General features: G+C 38.0%; 17 protein-coding genes and 4 tRNA genes. 12 read left to right on the top strand and 9 right to left on the bottom strand.

Annotated features, from left to right (window positions below; all coding sequences use genetic code 11):
* Window positions 1-121 precede the first annotated feature (121 nt).
* Entirely contained in the window at window positions 122-1,504 is a 1,383-nt protein-coding gene (locus tag FW768_RS14995; protein WP_153396742.1) for a tetratricopeptide repeat protein, read from the top strand.
* Window positions 1,505-1,729: 225 nt separating this feature from the next.
* On the opposite strand, the gene FW768_RS14990 is transcribed toward FW768_RS14995, so the two are convergent.
* Genes FW768_RS14990 through FW768_RS14980 form a run of 3 tightly spaced genes read right to left on the bottom strand, consistent with a single transcriptional unit; the run spans window position 1,730 to window position 3,690 of the window.
* A complete protein-coding gene (locus FW768_RS14990; protein ID WP_153396740.1) occupies window positions 1,730-2,614 on the bottom strand; it encodes a DMT family transporter in 885 nt (294 codons plus the stop codon).
* Window positions 2,601-3,254: a leucyl/phenylalanyl-tRNA--protein transferase gene (gene aat / locus FW768_RS14985; RefSeq protein WP_153396738.1), complete on the bottom strand. Its 654-nt coding sequence runs from the start codon at window positions 3,252-3,254 to the stop codon at window positions 2,601-2,603. The genes FW768_RS14990 and aat overlap by 14 nt, the downstream gene beginning before the upstream one ends.
* 58 nt (window positions 3,255-3,312) lie before the next feature.
* Window positions 3,313-3,690 (bottom strand): DUF3127 domain-containing protein, encoded by a 378-nt coding sequence (locus FW768_RS14980; protein ID WP_153396736.1) that lies wholly within the window; start codon window positions 3,688-3,690, stop codon window positions 3,313-3,315.
* Between the two features lie 181 nt (window positions 3,691-3,871).
* Here FW768_RS14980 and FW768_RS14975 point away from each other — a divergent pair.
* The 5 genes from FW768_RS14975 to FW768_RS14955 all read left to right on the top strand — a co-directional run bounded on the left by FW768_RS14975 (window position 3,872) and on the right by FW768_RS14955 (window position 7,571).
* A tRNA-Leu gene (locus tag FW768_RS14975) sits at window positions 3,872-3,953 on the top strand.
* A gap of 4 nt (window positions 3,954-3,957) precedes the next feature.
* Window positions 3,958-4,033, top strand: a tRNA-Gly gene (locus FW768_RS14970).
* A 6-nt stretch (window positions 4,034-4,039) separates the two neighbouring features.
* Window positions 4,040-4,123: transfer RNA gene (locus FW768_RS14965), tRNA-Leu, on the top strand.
* 509 nt (window positions 4,124-4,632) lie between these two features.
* Window positions 4,633-7,206, top strand: coding sequence for a hypothetical protein (locus FW768_RS14960; RefSeq protein ID WP_153396734.1), 2,574 nt, complete (start codon window positions 4,633-4,635; stop codon window positions 7,204-7,206).
* A gap of 23 nt (window positions 7,207-7,229) precedes the next feature.
* Entirely contained in the window at window positions 7,230-7,571 is a 342-nt protein-coding gene (locus tag FW768_RS14955; protein WP_153396732.1) for a YrhB domain-containing protein, read from the top strand.
* Window positions 7,572-7,584: 13 nt separating this feature from the next.
* Here the strand turns inward: FW768_RS14955 and FW768_RS14950 are convergent, their stop codons facing one another.
* Genes FW768_RS14950 through FW768_RS14930 form a run of 5 tightly spaced genes read right to left on the bottom strand, consistent with a single transcriptional unit; the run spans window position 7,585 to window position 9,646 of the window.
* Window positions 7,585-8,139 (bottom strand): hypothetical protein, encoded by a 555-nt coding sequence (locus FW768_RS14950; protein ID WP_153396730.1) that lies wholly within the window; start codon window positions 8,137-8,139, stop codon window positions 7,585-7,587.
* Between the two features lie 19 nt (window positions 8,140-8,158).
* Window positions 8,159-8,644, bottom strand: coding sequence for a hypothetical protein (locus tag FW768_RS14945; protein WP_153396728.1), 486 nt, complete (start codon window positions 8,642-8,644; stop codon window positions 8,159-8,161).
* Between the two features lie 7 nt (window positions 8,645-8,651).
* Window positions 8,652-8,891 carry a hypothetical protein gene (locus FW768_RS14940; RefSeq protein ID WP_153396726.1) on the bottom strand — a complete coding sequence of 80 codons (240 nt, stop codon included), beginning with the start codon at window positions 8,889-8,891 and terminating at the stop codon, window positions 8,652-8,654.
* 12 nt (window positions 8,892-8,903) lie between these two features.
* Window positions 8,904-9,467: a zinc-ribbon domain containing protein gene (locus FW768_RS14935; RefSeq protein ID WP_153396724.1), complete on the bottom strand. Its 564-nt coding sequence runs from the start codon at window positions 9,465-9,467 to the stop codon at window positions 8,904-8,906.
* A 14-nt stretch (window positions 9,468-9,481) separates the two neighbouring features.
* Window positions 9,482-9,646, bottom strand: a complete 165-nt coding sequence (locus tag FW768_RS14930) for a hypothetical protein (RefSeq protein WP_153396722.1) — start codon at window positions 9,644-9,646, stop codon at window positions 9,482-9,484.
* A gap of 326 nt (window positions 9,647-9,972) precedes the next feature.
* Between FW768_RS14930 and FW768_RS14925 the strand changes: the two genes are divergently transcribed.
* Window positions 9,973-10,054: transfer RNA gene (locus tag FW768_RS14925), tRNA-Leu, on the top strand.
* 140 nt (window positions 10,055-10,194) lie between these two features.
* Here FW768_RS14925 and FW768_RS14920 read toward each other — a convergent pair.
* Entirely contained in the window at window positions 10,195-10,806 is a 612-nt protein-coding gene (locus tag FW768_RS14920) for a helix-turn-helix domain-containing protein (protein WP_153396720.1), read from the bottom strand.
* Window positions 10,807-10,928: 122 nt separating this feature from the next.
* On the opposite strand from FW768_RS14920, the gene FW768_RS14915 reads away from it, so the two are divergent.
* The 5 genes from FW768_RS14915 (at window position 10,929) to FW768_RS14895 (ending at window position 19,878) form a co-directional block, all read left to right on the top strand.
* Window positions 10,929-11,324: a YbjN domain-containing protein gene (locus tag FW768_RS14915; protein WP_153396718.1), complete on the top strand. Its 396-nt coding sequence runs from the start codon at window positions 10,929-10,931 to the stop codon at window positions 11,322-11,324.
* Window positions 11,325-11,342: 18 nt separating this feature from the next.
* Window positions 11,343-12,044 carry a PspA/IM30 family protein gene (locus FW768_RS14910; protein ID WP_153396716.1) on the top strand — a complete coding sequence of 234 codons (702 nt, stop codon included), beginning with the start codon at window positions 11,343-11,345 and terminating at the stop codon, window positions 12,042-12,044.
* 2 nt (window positions 12,045-12,046) lie between these two features.
* The gene (locus FW768_RS14905; RefSeq protein ID WP_153396714.1) at window positions 12,047-12,697 is read left to right on the top strand and encodes a hypothetical protein; all 651 of its coding nucleotides are present in this window, start codon (window positions 12,047-12,049) and stop codon (window positions 12,695-12,697) included.
* 121 nt (window positions 12,698-12,818) lie between these two features.
* On the top strand, window positions 12,819-14,840 hold the full coding sequence (locus FW768_RS14900; protein ID WP_153396712.1) for a flotillin family protein: 2,022 nt from the start codon (window positions 12,819-12,821) through the stop codon (window positions 14,838-14,840).
* 232 nt (window positions 14,841-15,072) lie between these two features.
* Window positions 15,073-19,878 (top strand): DNA repair ATPase, encoded by a 4,806-nt coding sequence (locus tag FW768_RS14895; protein WP_153396710.1) that lies wholly within the window; start codon window positions 15,073-15,075, stop codon window positions 19,876-19,878.
* Window positions 19,879-20,013: the final 135 nt, after the last annotated feature.

Below are 20,013 nucleotides of genomic sequence, written 5' to 3'. Positions count from 1 at the left end.
AAGTTGCAACTTTGCATAAACATTTGAAATTCAGTTTCAGAAGTTTTTTATTATTAATTAAAACAAGGTTTGCCGAGGTCTGCAAGCAAATTCAGACATCAGGCCGACAGAGAAGACACTATTGGAAGAGTATTTTGGAAATGAACTGGTAAAAAAGTTCGAGGAAATGATGGAAAATAATGATGAATTCTACTTCGATACTGAGGAGTTGGAAGATATTATTGTTTATTACCTGGAGCTGGGAGATTTTAACTACGCAGACAATGCTGTTAACTATGGCCTTAAGCTTCATCCCAATTCATTAGATATCAAGATCAAAAGACTTGAAATTCTTCTGGAATGGGAAGACTATAATACGGCAAAAGATCTTATTGACGAGCTGAAAGGCTCATCAATGGAAAACACAGACTTCATGGTCTGTTATGCCAAGTATTATTCGAACCTGGGAAATCCCAGAAAATCCATTGAAATCTGTAAAAAAGCTTTAGAACTGAAAGAAGAAGAAAACTTCCTTCATAACTTTATTGCAGATGAATATGTGAACTTAGGAGATCCCTTTAACGCTCTTAAGCATTACAGAAAAGCACTGAAAGAAGATCCTACGGATGAATATTCGCTGGAAAACTGTATGATCTGCTTCAGCGACCTGAATAAGAGCGAGGAGGCTATTGCCTTTCTTAATGAATATTTAGATGAATTTTCCTATTCTGAAATCGCATGGTTTGAATATGGACAGTTCTATTTTAACCGTAAGAATTATGATGAAGCTATAAAAGGATATGATTATCTGCTGGCCATCAATTCAAATTCTGTAGGAGTATATGCTAATAAAGCAGCCTGTTATGAGGCTTTGGGACAATATGACAAAGCTGTGGAGGTCTATGAGGAAATGCTTGAGTTGGAATACACCAAGGCTTTCACCTTCTACAAAATAGGATTGTGCTATAAAGCGCAGAAACAGCCTATATTAGCGCTTAACGCATTTCAGAAATCGTTGAGGGAAGATCCCCAGTTCTATCTTGCCATGATGGAGCAATCTTACCTTTACGAGGAAATGGGCGGAATGTCAGAGGCCCTTCACTTTGCTAAGGAAGCCACCATGCTAAATGAAAACAATCTTGACTATCAGAAAAGACTGGCTTTCCTGTTCATCGATTCAGGAAAATTTGAAGAAAGTCTTTATTGTCTTAAAAAGCTGGTAGACGCAGAACCATCGAGGTTTTATAACTGGTATGCCTATTCAGAAGTACTGATGCTTTTAGGGGAATATGAAGAAGCGGTAACCCTTTTGAACAGAGCTGTAAAGGCACATGACAGAGCAGAATTATATTATCAGCTAAGTAACTGTTACCTAAATCTTAGAGATCAGGAAAAAGGAGCTGAATCTCTTCAGAAAGCCTTAAGTCTTGATTCATCTCTTGTACAGGATATGCAGAAAAAATATCCTTTCATCAAAGATGAGGTGAAGAAAGCAAGAACAAAGCTGAAAAAGAAAAATTCATAAGAAGAAATTAATGAATAATCAAGCCTGGAGGAATACCTTCAGGCTTTTTATTTTGAGTGAAAGAATATATGAATTAGGCGTAGACTTAGCAAAGTAATACGAAGACTTTGTATTTCAAAACTAAGCGAAGCGGCTTTGTTTACCATTGCGATTAATAAAAAATTATCTTCTCAACTTTTAAAACAGATTTATAAGATATAGCCGAAAAGGTAACTTCAGGCTTCCTTATTTCTTAGGTTTTGCCCTTAAAAAGATCAGTCCTGCAATGATGATCCCAGCTCCTATAAATTGCATTAAAGATAACCTGTCACCGTCCAGAAAACCCCAGGCAATGGCTACAATAGGCATCAACAGGGTTACGGTTGAGGCAAAAAGAGGTGTGGATACTTTTAGCAGTCTGTAATTCATCATCATGGCCAGTCCGGTTCCGAAGATGGACAGAAGGCTTACAAACATCAGTCCAAGCATATTGTCTTTAGTAAAGCTAAACGTAGAAAAGAAGCCAGTAAACGTTAAGGCAATCACAGAAGGAAAAAATAAAACAAACGAAAATACAAAAGCTGATAATATGGTGGAGGAAACCTCCATCAGTTTAGATTTTACCGTAGTTGTACTCATTGCATAGCACAAAGTGGCCAATAATAGAAGGAGTATCGGAATAAGTTTAAATTTTCCATCCTCACCATCTCCCCCTCCAAAAGCAAGTAAACACCCCCCTGTAAAGCTAATTAGTGTCCCAATAATCTGCTGTTTGGTGGTTTCAAACTTCCAGACCAATGCTCCTACAATAATGACGAAGATCGGCATCATGGAATTGATGATCCCAGCAATACTGCTGCTTACCTCCGTTTCTGCGATCGGGAACAGGAACATAGGGATGAAATTTCCGGTAAATGCAGCCAGAATAAGCCATTTCAGATGCTTTTTAGGAAAAAGTTTATATTTTGAAATCGCAATCGGCATCAGAATAATTCCCGCAATAAGTACTCTGAGCGCTCCTACCTGGTACGGATTGAAATGTTCCAGAGACTTTTTAATTAAAATAAACGATGATCCCCAGATAATGCTTAATACTACCAGAAGGACCCATTTTTCTTTATCCGCGTTCATTGTTTTCGTGTAAAATTTTTAAAAATTCTTTTTTAGGAATCATTACAGCACCTAAACTTTCCAGATGTTCGGTATGCGACTGGCAGTCAATAAGATCAAGGGTTTCTTTATGGCTTTCTACAAAGTGAATGAAGCCTGCTTTTGAGGCATTGCTTACCTTGGCAAACATACTTTCTCCGCAGAATACATTCCCAATCTGAAGCCCGTAAAACCCGCCAACCAGTTCATGATCCTGCCATACTTCGATGCTCTTGGCAAGGCCGTATTCATGCAGTTTAATAAAAGATTCCATCATTTCATCAGAAAGCCAGGTTCCGGTCTGCTCTTTTCTGGTGGCTTGCTGGCAGTTTCTGATAACCTCTCTGAAATTCTGATTTTCTGAAAAGGTAAAAACATTCCGGTTCAGTATTTTCCGCATCGACTTCGATACTTTTATTTCATGAGGAAACAGTACAAATCTGGGATCAGGGCACCACCATAGTATTTCCTCTTCGGGATTATACCAGGGAAAAATACCCAGCTGGTAGGCAAACCATATACGCTCTATGGACAGATCGCCGCCAATAGCAATTAACCCTTCATGACCATCGTAAACTTCGGGGTCGGGAAAAGAAATTTCGTTTTCGTCTAGTCGGAACATTGTTGAAAAAAAATCCCACTTGAGAAAGCAGGATTTATATTTGATCTTTATTTTTTAATTAAAATGGCAAATCGTCATCATCGTCACCAGCGAAAGGGTTTTCGTTGGAAACCGGAGAAGCAGATTGAGACGGAGCAGCCTGAGTAGGTTCTGAAGCATTATCGAATACTTTTTCTACTCTCCATCCTGTAATAGAGTTGAAGTATTTCGTTTCACCCTGTGGAGAAACCCATTCTCTTCCTCTGATGTTGATTCCTACTTTTACGTTCTCACCTTCTTTAAGGTTATCTAATAAACTGATCTTATCAGATAAAAATTCTATGTTTATCGGCTGTGGATACTGTTCTTGGGTTAAAATAACCATTTCTCTCTTTTGGAAACCGCTCGCAAAAGTCTGAGCATCAAAAAGTTTCTTTACCGTTCCTTGTAATTCCATATTGTAATTATTAACGTTGTAAAAGTAAGAAAATGAAATGTAATATCAGGTCTCACAGAAAAAAAATGTAAAAATTTTAATTTTTTTTCCTGAAAAGTTTGGAGGTAAAGGAAAATGCCCTATATTTGCACTCACAAAAACGAGACAAGCTCTTTAAAATTTAAATATAAAATAGCAACATGCGGATGTGGTGTAATTGGTAGCCACGCCAGACTTAGGATCTGGTGCCGTGAGGCGTGGGGGTTCGAGTCCCTTCATCCGCACTATGCGAAAATAGCTCAGCTGGTAGAGCACAACCTTGCCAAGGTTGGGGTCGCGGGTTCGAATCCCGTTTTTCGCTCCACACCATGCCCTGGTGGTGGAACTGGTAGACACGCAGGACTTAAAATCCTGTGCCTCTTTTGGCGTGCGGGTTCAAGTCCCGCCCGGGGTACTAAAACCCTCTGTAACTTCGGTTAACAGAGGGTTTTTTATGTTTAAAAGGTACCTGAAATACGACTGGGTTTAAAATATTTCACTGAATATTATCCCTTTCCATATTTTATACAAAAATTTACAGACTGCATCAAAATCAACTTTTCTCTCATACTTTTGGAACTTAAGAGGTCCTTTTAAGGAAATTTATATCTGTTATTTCCTTCAACTCAATAGATTGGGCTATACTCTTCGAATTCAAATCGTTTTATACACTTATTTCATGATAATATCAACTCTTTTTAATCGAGTTCATATAATACATCTACTTTCTTAAATAATTTTTAATACGTCAAGTTGTGTCGTTTTCAGCATGGATATTTGCAATAAGAAAACACAGAAAATGAAATTAAAGATTATTCTGGATATTTTATTTCCCTTAAAAGGAGCTTTAAAATCAACCTTTTACTTAATTCATTTGAGAATGTTTTCATACTTACCTTTTACTAACCTTAAAACTTGTAAACAATGAGTGATGAAAATTATTATAATGATTTTGATGATTTTGACGAAGAAAGTAAAGAAATACTGAAGTCTTCATATCATAATTTAATTTCCCCGAAAGGCTTTCTTGGCAAAACAGTACAGCCAGATAAATCATTGCAAAAGGACAACGCTATAACGCTTGCTCTGCCTCAGATTTCGGAAGCTGCAGATTGGCAAACGGACGAATATATTAACCTGGAGCTTCTCGTTTCAAAAATTAAATATGCAAATAATGGAATGAGGGACTATATTCTGGAATACAATCCGAAAGATTACAAAACTGCTACTCGAAATACAAGTATTTCTCTTTCAGGAGGCAATTTCATAAGATTGAAAGCTTATCTCAATTCAAAAACAGGAAATGTACCGGCAAAATGGGATCAGGCTCAAATTACTCAGGAAATAGAGGCCGGCAAAGAAAAGATGTATTACAGGATCAGTTTTTTATATGAAGGAATACCCGAGAAAAGTATCATTCTGGAAACCTGTTCATATCAGGAATTTAGGGATCTGAATATCATATTAGGCTATGGTGATATTGATAATTATAAGGATGATTACGAATACTTCCTTAAGAATTTTGCAGATGCTCTCAAAAAACATGAAAATCCTGAAGCGCTGAAATTCATTTATGAAAATATCCCCGAAACGATTCTTCCTAATCTTTTTGTGCATATTGATTATGTCACCTTTTTCAATCATCTTGAAATACTTTCAAAAGCTGATGATTCAGATATTTTCAGGGATAGCAGCTCTGCAGTGATACAGATTTTTAAAGCCATTGGAGACCCCATTCCTGTTCTTAAGTATTTTCGGGAAAATCCGGATAAGCTGAACAGGATTTATTACAATTTAGACGGCAGTACAGAGCATGATGGCAGAATGCAAAGCAACCGGATGATACTGGCCAATATCATGATGTTATTTTCACTGTTTGCCAATAATGATAAGCGGAAAAAAGAAGCCCAAACCTTTACCATCGGCAAAGGGTATAAAATCAACAGTGATATTCTGGAAATGGGAATTTTCCAGGGGAGTAATGATCGGTATAGAGATACGTTTTTCTTACAGCAGCAGAAGGAGGTGCAGAAAAGGGTGGAAATAGTTCGTAAAGAGGGCGATCCCAATGCAACAGAAACCGTTACACAAGATCTGGATGAAGGGGCACAATTTCACCCTCTGGATATGGTGTACCTCATAGATATTAGTGGAGGAACAGAAGAAACGTACCTGGTTCCGGCCATTTATCTGAAGGCACTGGCAGATGAAAAAGAATGGGCGGTTGTACATCAGAATATCCGTATTGCGGCCAATCTTGTTGCCATTGTGCTCGGTGTTGCAACATTGGCAACAACGGGAAATCCATACTTTATTTTATTAGCTGCCGCCGATATGTCTCTGGCAGGGGCAGACCTTACAATACAGGCATTTAAAGAAGAAATTGCCAAAATAGGTAAAGACCCTGACAACCCTGAAGCAAAATCTGAAGGAGAAATTTTTTTAGAAAACTGGGAAAAGGTTTATTTGGCAGGAGGCTTTGCATTAGCCGGTTTAACTATTGTTGGCGGATTTTATATTGGAGCAGCAAAATTGCTTGCAAAAATTGGAGACGGAAGTGCCAGGAATTATCTTAAAACTCTGGTTTTGAAAGCAGCATTGGAAACCAATATCTCCAATTTCACAAAAGATACGATAAAAGTAGCAGAGCCTAAAGAAATTTTCCTGAGTTCACAGTACAGGGCAGTGGGAGAAGAAATTGCCGAAAACGGAGTGTTTTTCTTATCCGGAAAAAAGGAGGGAAAATTTGCAGAAAGCTATGCTGCTGTATATAAAGGTGAAGTTATAGACGAGTTTACCAAAGCCGAAATGCACAATTTCTACAGAAAATGGAGTAAATTGCATGGGGGAGAATTAGTAGAAGAGCTAGAACATCTGGGTGGGCATGTCCCGCCAGGCAATTCTATTGTAGAAACAACAATTGAAGCAGAAATAAAGGCTTTTGAAAAAGGGGCAGAACAATTCTCAAAAACAATTGCAAAGCCATTTGATCACATAGAAGAAGCAATGCCTTATTTTAATCATAAATCAGTTGGTGATGCTGTAAAACAAGTAAGTAGAACAAATTGTGGTAATACAGCTGAAGTTTTAGTTGAGTTTCTAAAAACAGGAAAACTACGAACAGCTAAACCATCAGGATACCAAAACTTTGAAGAAGTGTCTCCAAAGTTTGGAGGAGGAAGCTTTCAACCATTAGAGGCAGCGACTATAAATGGTGTTTTTCAAAGTTCATTTGAGAGATTGAAGGCATTACTAAATAATAATGATATAGCGGTTATTTATGGAGTTAAGAAAGTGAATAGTATAACAAAAAGTACAGAGGGGCATTATTTTGTAGGAATAAAAAAAGACAAAAAACTTTATCTATTTGATGGCCAAACAGGAGAGCATATCGTATTTGAACCAACAAGAGAATTTCAAAACTTTCTTCAAAGTAAATATAATAGAAATTATACCCCAGCAGAAGGAGGTGGATTTAAATATTTAAAAGTAAAATAATAACTCATTAAAAAATTAATTTTATGCTAACAGAGAAAGAAATGCTATCAATAGCAGAACGTTATTTAAAAAGACGCGGAGAATTTGGAGGGAGTGAAATTGAAGTAGTTATAGATGATATTATTAAAAAATCTTATGGTAATATTTACCATTATAATTCTAAAGAATACCTTTTGACAGGAAACTTTAATAAGTCATTGGTAGGCAATGCTCCTTTCTTAGTTGAAAAAGAAACAGGCAGGGTGGTTGGTTTTGGTACATCAGGCAGTTTAGAAGATTATTTGGAAGCCTATGAAAATGGTACTTTCACTTCAGCTTTAGATACTTATTGGTACCCAGATGAAGATCGGTTTGATTATAAATAATTTTCAGGTGAAATCATGGTTTATTTTCCAGTAACTTCTCCAGCCTCAGAAAATCCCCGCAGCTTCCAAAGTTTCTCACACTTTTTTGTGTTCCTCTTATGATGGCAAAACGACATTGGTAACATAGTTTAACAACCCCAACTACTTGATGATCTTTCAGGAAAACCAGAATATCCCTGAAAGTCGGAATACAAAAACCTCCGCCGATATGATCACTGCATTCTTTTTCACTGAAAATATCGTTTAATTCAGGATGCAGGGCTTTATCTACAGTCTTTATGCTAAAACCATGATCCGTTAATGTTTTTGAGATAGTATCGTCTGCTTTCTCAGGGTAATTTCCTCTGATGATCTCCCGGAGTAAAGCGTCTTTTTTCTGATTTTTAAACTCCATTTTAGAAATCTCATCGGTGCTTATTTTTATGGAATAATGATCAATCTGATCAAAATCGAAAAAACGGGAATTCTGGTTGTCAGCATGAGAAGATTGTGAGAAAAGAAGATATGGAATAAGGAATAAAGTGAAGGTTAAGAATTTCATATGGAGGAGTTGTTGTACTGTTTTCATTCGGTTTTCAGGCAAAATATCATTTTTTCACCCTCGAATACCTATTCACTATTTTCATCTCAGGGCCACCCTGTTTTATGGTCAGAATATCAGTGTCTTTATCAAAATCAATGGTATATTGGTGTTTTTGATTTCCTTTCTCATCGGGAATAATTTTCCCGTCAATTAATTTATATTTTAAATTTATTTCAGTCAGCATTCCGGCAGACCGGTAAGACTGAATGGTATTTTTACTAATCTGTAACTCAACTGTTTTAAATTGGTTGTATAATTTCTGGCCTTCAGCTTTAATTTTATTCCTTTTTTCTTCAGTATCTGCAAGATTTTTCATGTTTTTTTCAAAATAACTGAGCGTATACTTCTCAGAGTTTTCAATGTACAGAGTATCTGAATCCATAGTATACAGATTCATTTTCCATGTGCCCTCAATTCCGTTGCCAGCTTCTTTTTTCGACATAAAAAGAATGCTTATCAGCATGAACAGGGAAGCCATAATGATTTTCATTGTTGGGTTATTTAGAGTTGATATTTTGTTTTCTTTGTTGTAATAAAATGTACCATAAAGCTATTGTGGGTAGGCTTATAAAGAAAGTCATCAGTACCGCAGCGTTATAAAATCCAGATACCTCATTACCCATTGTACTGCCCCAATAACTTACGTTCATAGCGATGCAGGCAATGATCATGGCTAAAAGTAATAAGGTGCTGATGATGGTCAGTATAACAATTAGAATTCTGGAGAACTTTTTCATGGTCTGTGAATATTATGATGATTTAAGCTTTTTTGTGATCAGCCTTTCGTAATATTTTGCTTTTTCCTGCTTACCCCAACGAGTGTAAATATCAACTAAAGTTTTGAGTTCTTCAATTGAAATTTCATGGTCATCTTTTTTGAGGATTTCAGAAAGGGTATTATTTTCAATTTTCAACAAACGGACTTGCTTTCTGCAAGGTAAGCAATTCACCGGCATTGATTCCATTCTGAATTTTAATGTTTCATACCAGAGTTTTTTTTCTTCTTTAGTAAACTTAAAGTCTGTTCCGCAGGTTCTGCAGGTGAAGTCTGTATCATAGTAAGCTAAATAAGAATCCAGCTCGTTACTTTGGAATATGGGAAATGCAACAATGGCTTTTTTACGGCTTAAACAGTCGTCACAGGCCCATTTATAACTACTGTCAATCAACATTTCGTAAGCATCAGTAGCGGGCATTTTATAGTGTTTGACGATGATCTTTCCAAGAATCGACAGACAGACTGTAATTTCTGTTCTGTGCTTCTCTATGGAGCAGCACGGGCATTTCGCGTATTTTTCTTTTTGTTTTCTCATTTGAAAGCATTCATTCAGATTGTTTTTTCATTTTCAATAAATAACTGGTCGCCATAATCAATGGTGTGAAAAATTGTTGTTCCGTTTTCCAGATGGAGGGTCAGTTGGTCATATTCGTTCTGGGTGAGGTTAACTATTTTCTGTTCTTTAAATGCCAGGTTTTCCGGAAAATACGTCATAAACAACAGTGTTTTTCCAAGATCAGGAGATCCTTTTATGGCTTTTCAAATAGATATTCTTAGAAAGTTGGAGCAGGGACAGCAAATGGGGTTTCATGGCAGCTTTAGTTTTGTAAGATGAAATTTTTTGCTATACTTCAGCTAACGGAAATTTTTGTTTCACATTCAGACTAAATACAGGCTCTTTTTCAATAAAACTAATCTACAAAAATTTATGAAATCCTAACACATATGGTATCAAATACTTGGTATTTTTTATGGAATACTCAGGATTTTTGTTTTGTAAATTTAATTTAAAATCCTATATTTGCCAACAGATAAATCCTGCGGATGTGGTGTAATTGGTAGCCACGCCAGACTTAGGATCTGGTGCCGTGAGGCGTGGGGGTTCGAGTCCCTTCATCCGCACTAAGCCAATAGTGCTTTAAAACTCTCTGTCGATCACGGCAGAGAGTTTTTGTTTTTTAATGATTTAAATAGTTGTAGATAACGGATCTGTCTCAAAAAATGAGATGACTTTTGGTAAGTCTTAAGCTCCTGTTTTTTCTTTATTTTCTGCCAATAGTTTTTTCTAATAACTCCAGCCTTTCCAGGATATCCATGAAAATATTTTTTTCCGAAGTAGAAAAAGATCCTACCACTTTATAGAGGTCTGAATGATCTTCCGAAGCATATTGTAAGTGTCCATCTATAAGGGTAAAAAGAGTGCCGGGCTGGTTGTTTTTATACTCTGCTTTATTCAGAAATAAGATGTCTCCATAATGGTAAGGTGAAAGCAGGGGGCTCTGAGGAGTGAATTCATACACCAGATTAACAGATGCTAATATTTTTTGCAATATAATGGCGTTGGCTGAGCTATTTTCCGGCTCCTTTGCCTCTTCGACATTATTTTTTATAGCCAGTTCCGGAAAAAACATGAGCTGGTCAATGTCAGAAACACTGGCTAACTGGTTTACCTGTAGGGTTTCAGTCAGTAATTTGTCAAGATTCAGATTAAAATGGCTGGCCACTTTCAGAATTGTTTCAATTTTGGGCTCGGCACGTCCTTCTTCATAGGAGCTGATTACCCCTCTGTTTAAATCAAACAGATCGGCAAAAGCCTTTTGGCTCAATCCTTTAACCTGTCTTATTTTCTTGATATTGGTTCCGAAAAAGCTCATTTTGTCTAATCTTTTTTGCAAATATAGACAAATATCAAACAAATGAATGCTAAAAATATTTGCATTTTGAAAATTTTATTTTATATTTGTGTAAGAATTTTAAACAACTAAAACCAGCCGTCATGAAAAATCAAATATTTAGAACAGTCAAAGAGTGGTTGTTAGATTATGAGTTTAATATCATGCTGGAAGATGAAGCTCAGAGAATTTTAATCATCGAAAAGGAATCCAACGGAATCAAGAATATGATCCTTATTATATCTGATTCGATCCTGATCATGGAGCAGTTTCTTTTCGAAATAAAAAATCCCACAGAAAAAATATACAGAAGCCTGCTTCAGAAAAACAGGGATATTGTACACGGAGCGTTTGTTCTGGACCAAACGGGAAAACGGGTCATTTTCAGAGATACTCTTCCTACAGATAATATGGCGCAAAACGAAGTAATGGCCTCCATCAATTCACTGGGAATTCTCGTAGGGGAATTTGCCAACGAAATGCTTGAAATGAGTAAGTAATTCACAAAAGATATTGTCATGAACATTTTTAAAAGACTATTAACAATAGGAAAAGCAGAGATCCATTCGGTGATCGAAAGCTTTGAAGATCCCATCAACCTAACCGAACAGGGGATCCGGGAAATGAAAGAAGAGCTGGGTAAAAGCATCGAAGCGCTGGCTCAGCTGAAAGCACTGGCTATCCGTAAAAAAAATGCGGCAGAAACAGAAGAACAGGTAGCAGAAGATTATTACAACAAAGCGGTGATGATCATTCAGAAGGCAGAAAAAGGAGAAGCAGATCCGTCTGAAGCTGACCGTCTGGCCAAAGAAGCCCTGAAAAGACAGACTTCCTCTAAAGAAAATGCAGCCTCATTGCAGAAAGAACATGAAAAGCTTCAGGCTGATTGTGAGAAAATGCAGACGAACATCACTCATCTGAAGTCCAGTATTGCCAAATGGGAAAATGAATTAATTACCCTGAAAGCAAGGGTTCAGGTAAGTGAAGCCACCAGAGACATCAATCAGAAAATGACCCAGATGGATACCAGCAGCGCCGTAACCATGCTGGAGAAACTTAAAGAAAGAGTGGTGCAGCAGGAAGCTGTTGCAGAGGCCTATGCCGATATTTCAAAAACAGGAAAAAGTATTGATGAAGAAATAGATGCCATGGTCAGTACTAAAGACACCGAAGCCGAAGAAGCTTTGAACAGGTTAAAAGAAACACTTAAAAAAGGCTAAATATGACCTTTCAGGAATTTTTAAACACAGCATTTTCCCCGGTAAACACCGTATTAAGCGTTTTGCTGATCCTGTCGGTGATATACTGGATATTTACCATACTCACCGGACTGGATATTGATGTGGGAATACACCATGACCTGGATACAGGTACCGATTCTCCGGACGGTCATGTTCATATTGCTGATCACGATGCCTCCGCATGGATGCAGTTCCTGAAATTTCTTAATCTGGATATTGTTCCGATGACTTATTTCCTTACCCTGTCACTTCTGATCGCGTGGTTAGGTTCTTTCTATCTGAACTATTTCATAACAATGCCTACGTGGCTGGGAATTTTAGCCCTATTTCCATTGCTCATTGCAGGAATGCTGTTAACAAAGCTGATCTTAAAACCACTAAACCCGTTTTTCAAAGAGATCAACCATAAAGGAGAGGTAGCCCATGATTTTCTGGGAAGAGAAGGAAGGCTGAAATCCAGCATACAGGATGAAAAAATCGGAATGATGGAAGTCTTTATCGGCAGTGATCCAATGACCCTGATGGTAAAAAGTGAAAACGGAGTAAAGCTGGAATACGGAACGCACGTCATGATTGTAGACGAAGACTATGATAAAAGAATTTACTACGTACGGAAATCAATGAGATATTAAAAAATTGAAGATATGCTTTCTATTTTTATGATTATATTCAGCTATATCCTGGATATCCTGATTCAATATTTTTAGAAAAAAACAAAAAACACATTCACCTATAAATAAACATTAATAAACTATGAATTTACCTTTTATTGCTGGAATTATTGTTGCTGTAGTGGCTTCAGTCGGGTTGGTTTTCTGGATCTTATCCATGTATAAGAAGACCGTTCAGGGAATCGTTATTTTGAGAACAGGATATGGCGGAACGAAAGTATTTTTTAATGCAGGTATTGTAATCCCTATCATTCACCGTATGGAATCTATGGATATTTCCGTAAAAAAGCTGGAAATCGCAAGAGAAGGAAAAGCCGGGCTGATTTGTAAAGATAACATGAGAGCCGATATTCAGGTAGCTTTCTTTATCCGTGTCAACAAATCAGTAGATGATATTGTCAATGTTGCCCAAACCATCGGATGTCAGAGAGCTTCTGATGCAGGTACCTTAAGAGAACTGTTTGAAGCAAAATTCTCAGAAGCCCTTAAAACGGTAGGAAAGAAATTTGATTTTACTGAATTATACGAAGCAAGAAGCGAATTTCGCCAGGAAATCCTTCACATTATCGGAACAGATCTGAACGGATATGTCCTTGACGACTGTGCGATTGACTATCTTGAACAGACTTCAATTGACAAACTTGATAAAGATAATATTTTAGATTCTGAGGGGATCAAAAAAATAACTGAACTTACAGCAAACCAGAATATTAAAGCGAACCAGGTGCGCAGAGATCAGGAAAAAACAATCACAAAACAAAATGTTGAAGCCCGTGAGGCCATCCTGGAACTGGAAAAACAGCTGGCGGAAAAAGAAGAATCTCAAAAAAGAGAAGTAGCCAACATCAAGGCTCGTGAAAATGCAGAAATTTTAAAAGTAGAAGAAGAAGAACGTCTGAGATATGAAACGGTTCGAATTGCTACAGAAGAAAAACTGCAGATTGCAGAAGAAAATAAGCTTCGTCAGGTGGTTATTGCTGCTAAAAATAAAGAGCGTGCCGATCTTGTAGAAACAGAAAGAGTGATGAAAGACAAAGCTCTTGAAGCTACAGAAAGAGAAAGGATCGTTTCCCTGGCACAGATTGAAAAAGACAAAGCCATCGAACTCGAAAAGAAAAGCATTCAGGATGCGATCCGTGAGCGTCTGACCATGGAAAAAACAGTGGTGGAAGAACAGCAGGGCATTAAAGACCTTGAAGCATTCAAAACTGCAGAAAGAAACAAGCAGGTAGAAATTACAGTAGCCACTCAGGAGGCAGAGAAAAAACTGATCGTGGAAACCAGAGCGGCGGAATCCAGAAGGCTGGCAGCAGAAAAAGATGCTCAGAAATATGTGATTGAAGCCCAGGCCAAAAGAGATGCAGCAGAAAAAGAAGCAGAAGCACGTAAAATCATTGCTGATGCCAAAGCGAAAGAAGAAGCAACAGTAGGCCTATCTGAAGCTCAGGTATTGCATGCTAAAGCTGATGCTGCAGAAAGACAGGGTATTGTAGAAGCAGTAGTAATCGAGAAAAAAGCAGAAGCTGTTAAAAAAGAAGGAATTGCTCAGGCAGAAGTAATCAAAGAAAAAGCCTTAGCAGAAGCGGCTGGAATCAATGAGAAAGCAGAAGCCATGAAGAAACTGAACGATGCCGGAAAAGATCACGAAGAATTCCGTCTGAAACTGAATAAAGAAAAAGAAGTAGAACTGGCTCAGATTGCTGTTCAGAAAGATATTGCAGACGCACAGTCGCTGGTATTGGCAGAAGCCTTCAAATCGGCTAAGATTGATATTGTAGGAGGAGATAACACCTTCTTTGATAATGTGATCCGCCAGGTTTCAGCAGGAAAAGGATTGGATAAATTCGTAAATCATAGTGAAAATGCCCAGATTCTCAGAGATAACCTTCTGGGGGATGGTGAAAATATCATTGGCAGAGTGATGGGAATGGTAGACAAATACAAGATCTCAACAGATGATATTAAAAATATGAGCATCGCTTCCCTGATTTTTAAACTGAACGGAGTGGCAGATCAGCAGGAGAGAGGCATTCTGGAAAGAGCTCTGGACATGGCAAAACATCTTGGTGTGGAAAATAAACCGGTAAACAATAACTCTATTTAATACATCATCAAAAAACTCACAATGTATTCTTCAATGAGAGTTTTTTACTTTGCTAAATATAGTTAACGTATTGATAATCAAATTAAAAATACATTATCTGTTTATGAAGCAGACCTTATAGGTTTTCAAAGCCTATAAGGTTTAGATGAAGATAAAAGCAAAGCATTATAAGTTCCACAAAAAGATCTATCGTATTACGATTACGGTAGCCATGACAACCTAATCCAACACTATGTCAGAAAAACTTAATTCCGGAACATACGAAATTATTCAGAACCGTCTGAATGAGCAGAAGAATGATCTGATCCAAAGACTTCAAAAGCTTAATGAAAGCCGTAAAAGTATCTTCGGAGGAATAGATTTTTCTCTTATTGCCAACGAAAGGATTTCTACAGATCACAACTGTATCGCCAAAGATATATTTTCTCTAGGGGATCAGCTCATCTTCGGATCCAATGCGCACCTGGGACTGCAGACGGAAATTAATATTTCAGATGTTTTTTCAATATACACAATCAATAAAAACCGCTTTGAACCTCAGGATTATACCCTGATTAATGATGAGGTTTTTATTGACGAATTCAAAAACCTTTACAAATATTACAGAAATACCTTCTTTGCAAGGTTCGCTTTTACAGAGAATTATCTCTATATGGTTTTCCAGCTTTCAGAGAGTACTTCAGATATCAAGGCTTTCAAATGGTTGATCAAAGATAATCAGCTTACTTATGTAGATTCAAGAAGTGCTTCGGAAACATCATATCCGCAGCAGCACGGCTTCGTATGGACAAAAGCCACAAGAGATATGCAGCGGTCCGGAAAACATCCGCATATTTCTTTGGCAGATAAAGTCTTTGTAGAAAGCATTGGCGGAGACATTACCATCAAGGTAGAAGACAATACAGACACCGGAAAAGGAATCTATTCCGAGGACGTCATCCATAAAGACCAGAATCTCGATGATGCCGAGATCCACTTCTGCGACCTGGATAACCTTGTTTTGTTTAAAATAAAACCTTACCAGGAAACAGAACGCTATTTCATTTATAATCACAAGGAAAAGACCGTTTCGAGGGCAGATGCACTGAAATATTCAGGGTTGCTGCTTCCTGAAAATCAAGGGGTATTATTTTCCAATGGATATGCTTTACAGACCGGAGGGCTGAAAGTAATCTCACAGGATCAGAACAGGCTGTATTACCTGAAAACAGTAACAGAACCCAATGGAGAGAATTTCCTGTATGTGTTCTATGATGATAAAACCAATAATTATCAGCTGATCTCTTACAACATTATCACCCAGACCATAGAAACACCCATCCGGTGTAGCGGCTTCTCCCTTCTGAATGATGGGAAGCTTATTTATCTAAGGGAAAGTATTGAAACCACCAAACATCATCTTGCACAGATCTGGCAGACTCCTTTCTCCAAAGAGCTGCAGCCGAATGCTGAAAAAGCAGACAGCCTGATTTACAAAATCGGAAACAAAGATATCGTAAGGGTAATGGCAGAAAGCCAGGAGCTGATCACCCTTCTGAATAAAAAAGACTCTTACAGCGGACTATATGATGATATTGTCAAACTTTCCACCTTTATTCTGGATACCTATTACTTTTTAGGTGAGAATGAAGTTCAGAACCTGAACCAGCCGCTTAAAGAGATCCGGAAAATTGCCCATTCAGCCATCAATGAGTACGAAAAAGTTGTAGAACAGAGAAAAAATACGGCGGAAGCTTTAGAGAAAATAAAACTTTCCTGCCAGAAAATACTTGATGATACCAAAAGACTTCATTATTCCCAGCTTACAGAATACATTGATGCTCTTTCCCAGATCAGAACGTTAAGAGGTGAAGTAACCGGAGCGAGAGAACTGAAATATGCAGATACAGCGCTTCTGGATTCATTGGAAAAATCATTGGCTGACCGGTATACTGAACTGTCCAATGCCTGTGTAGATTTTCTGCTTCAGGAAGGTGCGTTACTGCCATATGAGGAAAAAGCTCAGCAGATTTCAGAAGAAATCACGGGGCTTCAGAAGGCTGTGGATGCTAAAGTCATTGAAGAGAATATCAATACGCTTTCCGGGCAGCTTGAACTTCTGGTAGACATTGTGAACAACCTTAAAATAGAAGACACCTCACAGTCTACCCAGATCATTGAAAATATTTCCCAGATCTTTGCCCGTCTCAATCAGGAAAGACTGGAACTCGGAAAAAGAAAGCGGGAGATTTCCGGAAAAGAGCTGGCTTCAGATTTTCAGGCGCAGATTACCTTATTTGACCAATCGGTTATTAATTTTCTGGAACTTTCTCAAACCCCTGAAAAATGTGATGAATACCTGACCAAACTTTCCATTCAGCTGGAAGAAATGGGAACAAAATTCGTTGATTTTGACGAATTCATCCAGAAAATCGAAGAGAAAAGGGAAGAGGTTTACGGACACTTCCAGAACAAAAGGGTGCAGCTTACCGAAGCCAGAAATAAAAGAACTCAGAATCTTTTTGAGGCCGCTCAGAGAATCCTGAAATCGGTACAGACCAAAGCCGAATCTTTTGATTCTGAAAATGAAATTAATGGATATTATGCTTCAGACCTGATGGTTGAAAAAGCACGGGATCTTGCGAGGCAGCTGGCTGAGCTGGAAGATTCTGCTAAATCTGAAGAGATCCAGACCCTTTTAAAAACATCCCAGCAGGAAGCCGTAAGAAAGCTGAAGGATAAAAAAGAAATCTATGCGGACGGAGAAAGCATTATTGCGCTCGGCGACTACAAATTTGCAGTGAACCAACAGAAGTTGGATCTTACCCTTGTTCTCAGAAATGCACAATATTATTATCATCTTACAGGAACAAGCTTCTATGAGCCGCTTCTCTTTGATGGCACAGAAGATTTCAGAGAAGTCTGGAATCAGGAATTCGTTTCAGAAAATGCTCAGGTTAAAAGATTTGAATACCTGGCCTGGAATGTATTTTCAACCCATAAAAAAATAGCAGCAGATCCGGAAAATGAAGCGGCAGTACAACAGTTCACTGCTGCACATTTCGGAGAAGGTCTCGTAAAGGGAGTTCACGATAAAGATGCACAGGTGATTGTCTCAAAATTGCAGCAAATGCATAATGAACTTGGCCTGATGAGGTTTTCTGCCGGAGAAAGAGCTCTGGCCCAGTTATTCTGGCTCTTTTTAAAAGAAGAAAGAAAAGAATATTATACCAGACAGTTTGAAGCCGCGGAAATAATTTCCCGTTCATTTGCCAACACTCAGGGATTTGAGTATCTGCTGAAAGAACTATCAGAAGAGATCAGAACCTTTGCTTCAGAGACCAAATTTCTGGATAACACAGATTTTTCGAATGCGGCGTTATATCTGAAACAGGAAAACCGTGAGAGCTTCCTTATCACAGAACAGGCAGGAGCATTGTATGAACTGTTTTTAAAAGAATTAAAAGAAAAAGGTAAAGACCTTGAATTCATAGAACAGATCAAAGCAATGTATATATACCCTTCAGCCTGTTATTACACAGCAGAAAGCGCCCTGAAAGCCTTTGATCCTAATGCGGATGAAAATGTAATCTGTGAAACTGCGGCATTCCTGATCACCCAGAAGTTTGATCCGAAAAATATCAGACATGTTTCTTATGAAACAACCATAAAGGATCTTAAGTCTCTTGAAAAAGATACGGAATATCCTCTTAATTATTTTGAATTTGCATCCCGTTTAGGCCATTTCAATACCGTTACCGTTCCTAAATACAGAAAGTTGCAGGATCTGAAATACAATTGGGTGGGTGAAAAGAAAAAAGCACTGAAGCTGGATACTTTTAAACCTCAGGTGCTCAGCTCTTTTGTAAGAAATAAGCTGATCAATGATGTTTATTTTCCGCTGATCGGGGCCAATCTGGCAAAACAGCTGGGAACAGCAGGTTCAGATAAAAGAACCGACCGTATGGGAATGCTCCTTCTGGTATCGCCTCCGGGCTATGGAAAGACAACTCTTATGGAATATATGGCGGAAAGAATGGGACTGGTTTTTATGAAGATCAACGGACCATCTCTTGGTTATGACATTCTTTCCACTGATCCTTCGGAAGCTAAAAATGCAGGAGCCAGACAGGAGCTTGAAAAGCTGAATCTTGCTCTTGAAATGGGAGATAATGTCATGCTGTATTTAGATGATATTCAGCACTGTAACCCGGAATTCCTGCAAAAATTCATCTCCCTTGCCGATGGGCAGAGAAAAATAGAAGGAATCTACAACGGTGAAAGCAAAACCTATGACCTCCGGTCCAAGAGATTCTGCCTTGTGATGGCCGGAAACCCATATACGGAAAATGGCGAGAAGTTTAAAATTCCGGATATGCTGGCCAACCGTTCGGATACGTATAACCTCGGAGAAATTTCAGGTGCCAGAACAGATCTCTTTGATTTGAGCTTAATTGAAAATTCCCTGATGTCTAATGAATATCTCACCAGGCTTACCCAACCGGGAATTGATAACCTTTACGAACTGTATGAATGTGTGATAACAAATAATCCTGCAGATAACCTTAAAGGAAACTTCAGTTCCAACGAGATCGCAGATTTCAGAGCGGTGCTGGAAAACACCATTATGGTTAGAAACATGATCCTGAAAGTCAACAGGGAATATATTGCATCTGCAGCCATGTCTGATGATTACAGAAATGAACCGCCGTTCAAACTGCAGGGATCGTATCGTAATATGAATAAGCTGATTGCTCAGATCCAGCCGATCTTAAAAAAGAATGAAGTCATTCAGATTGTTCTTGATCATTATCAGAATGAATCCCAGACTTTAACTACCGGTGCAGAAGCCAATATGCTTAAACTTAAAGAACTGATCGATGTGATTTCAGAAGAGGAAAATGAACGCTGGAACGAGATCAAAAAGACATTTGTAAAGAATAAAACCTTAAAAGGACTGGGAGAAAATGACAGGATGTCCCAGATTGTTGCTTTGCTGGCTCAATTCGGAGACGGATTGGAAGGCATCAAAGAAGCTTTGAGAAAAACAGAACAATAACCATGAGATTTTAAATATCACCAGACAGGCTGTTCCAATGAGGAGCAGTCTGTTTTTAATAAATGATCATCTGTAAAATCTACGGTTGTTGTCCGGTTCAGACGAATTATATTCAGTCTGTACCCTTAATATTGT

The sequence above is a fragment of the Chryseobacterium vaccae genome (assembly GCF_009602705.1).
Lineage (GTDB): Bacteria > Bacteroidota > Bacteroidia > Flavobacteriales > Weeksellaceae > Chryseobacterium > Chryseobacterium vaccae.
The sequence above is the reverse complement of the archived record's forward strand: the minus strand, read 5'-3'. Positions and strand labels throughout refer to the sequence as shown.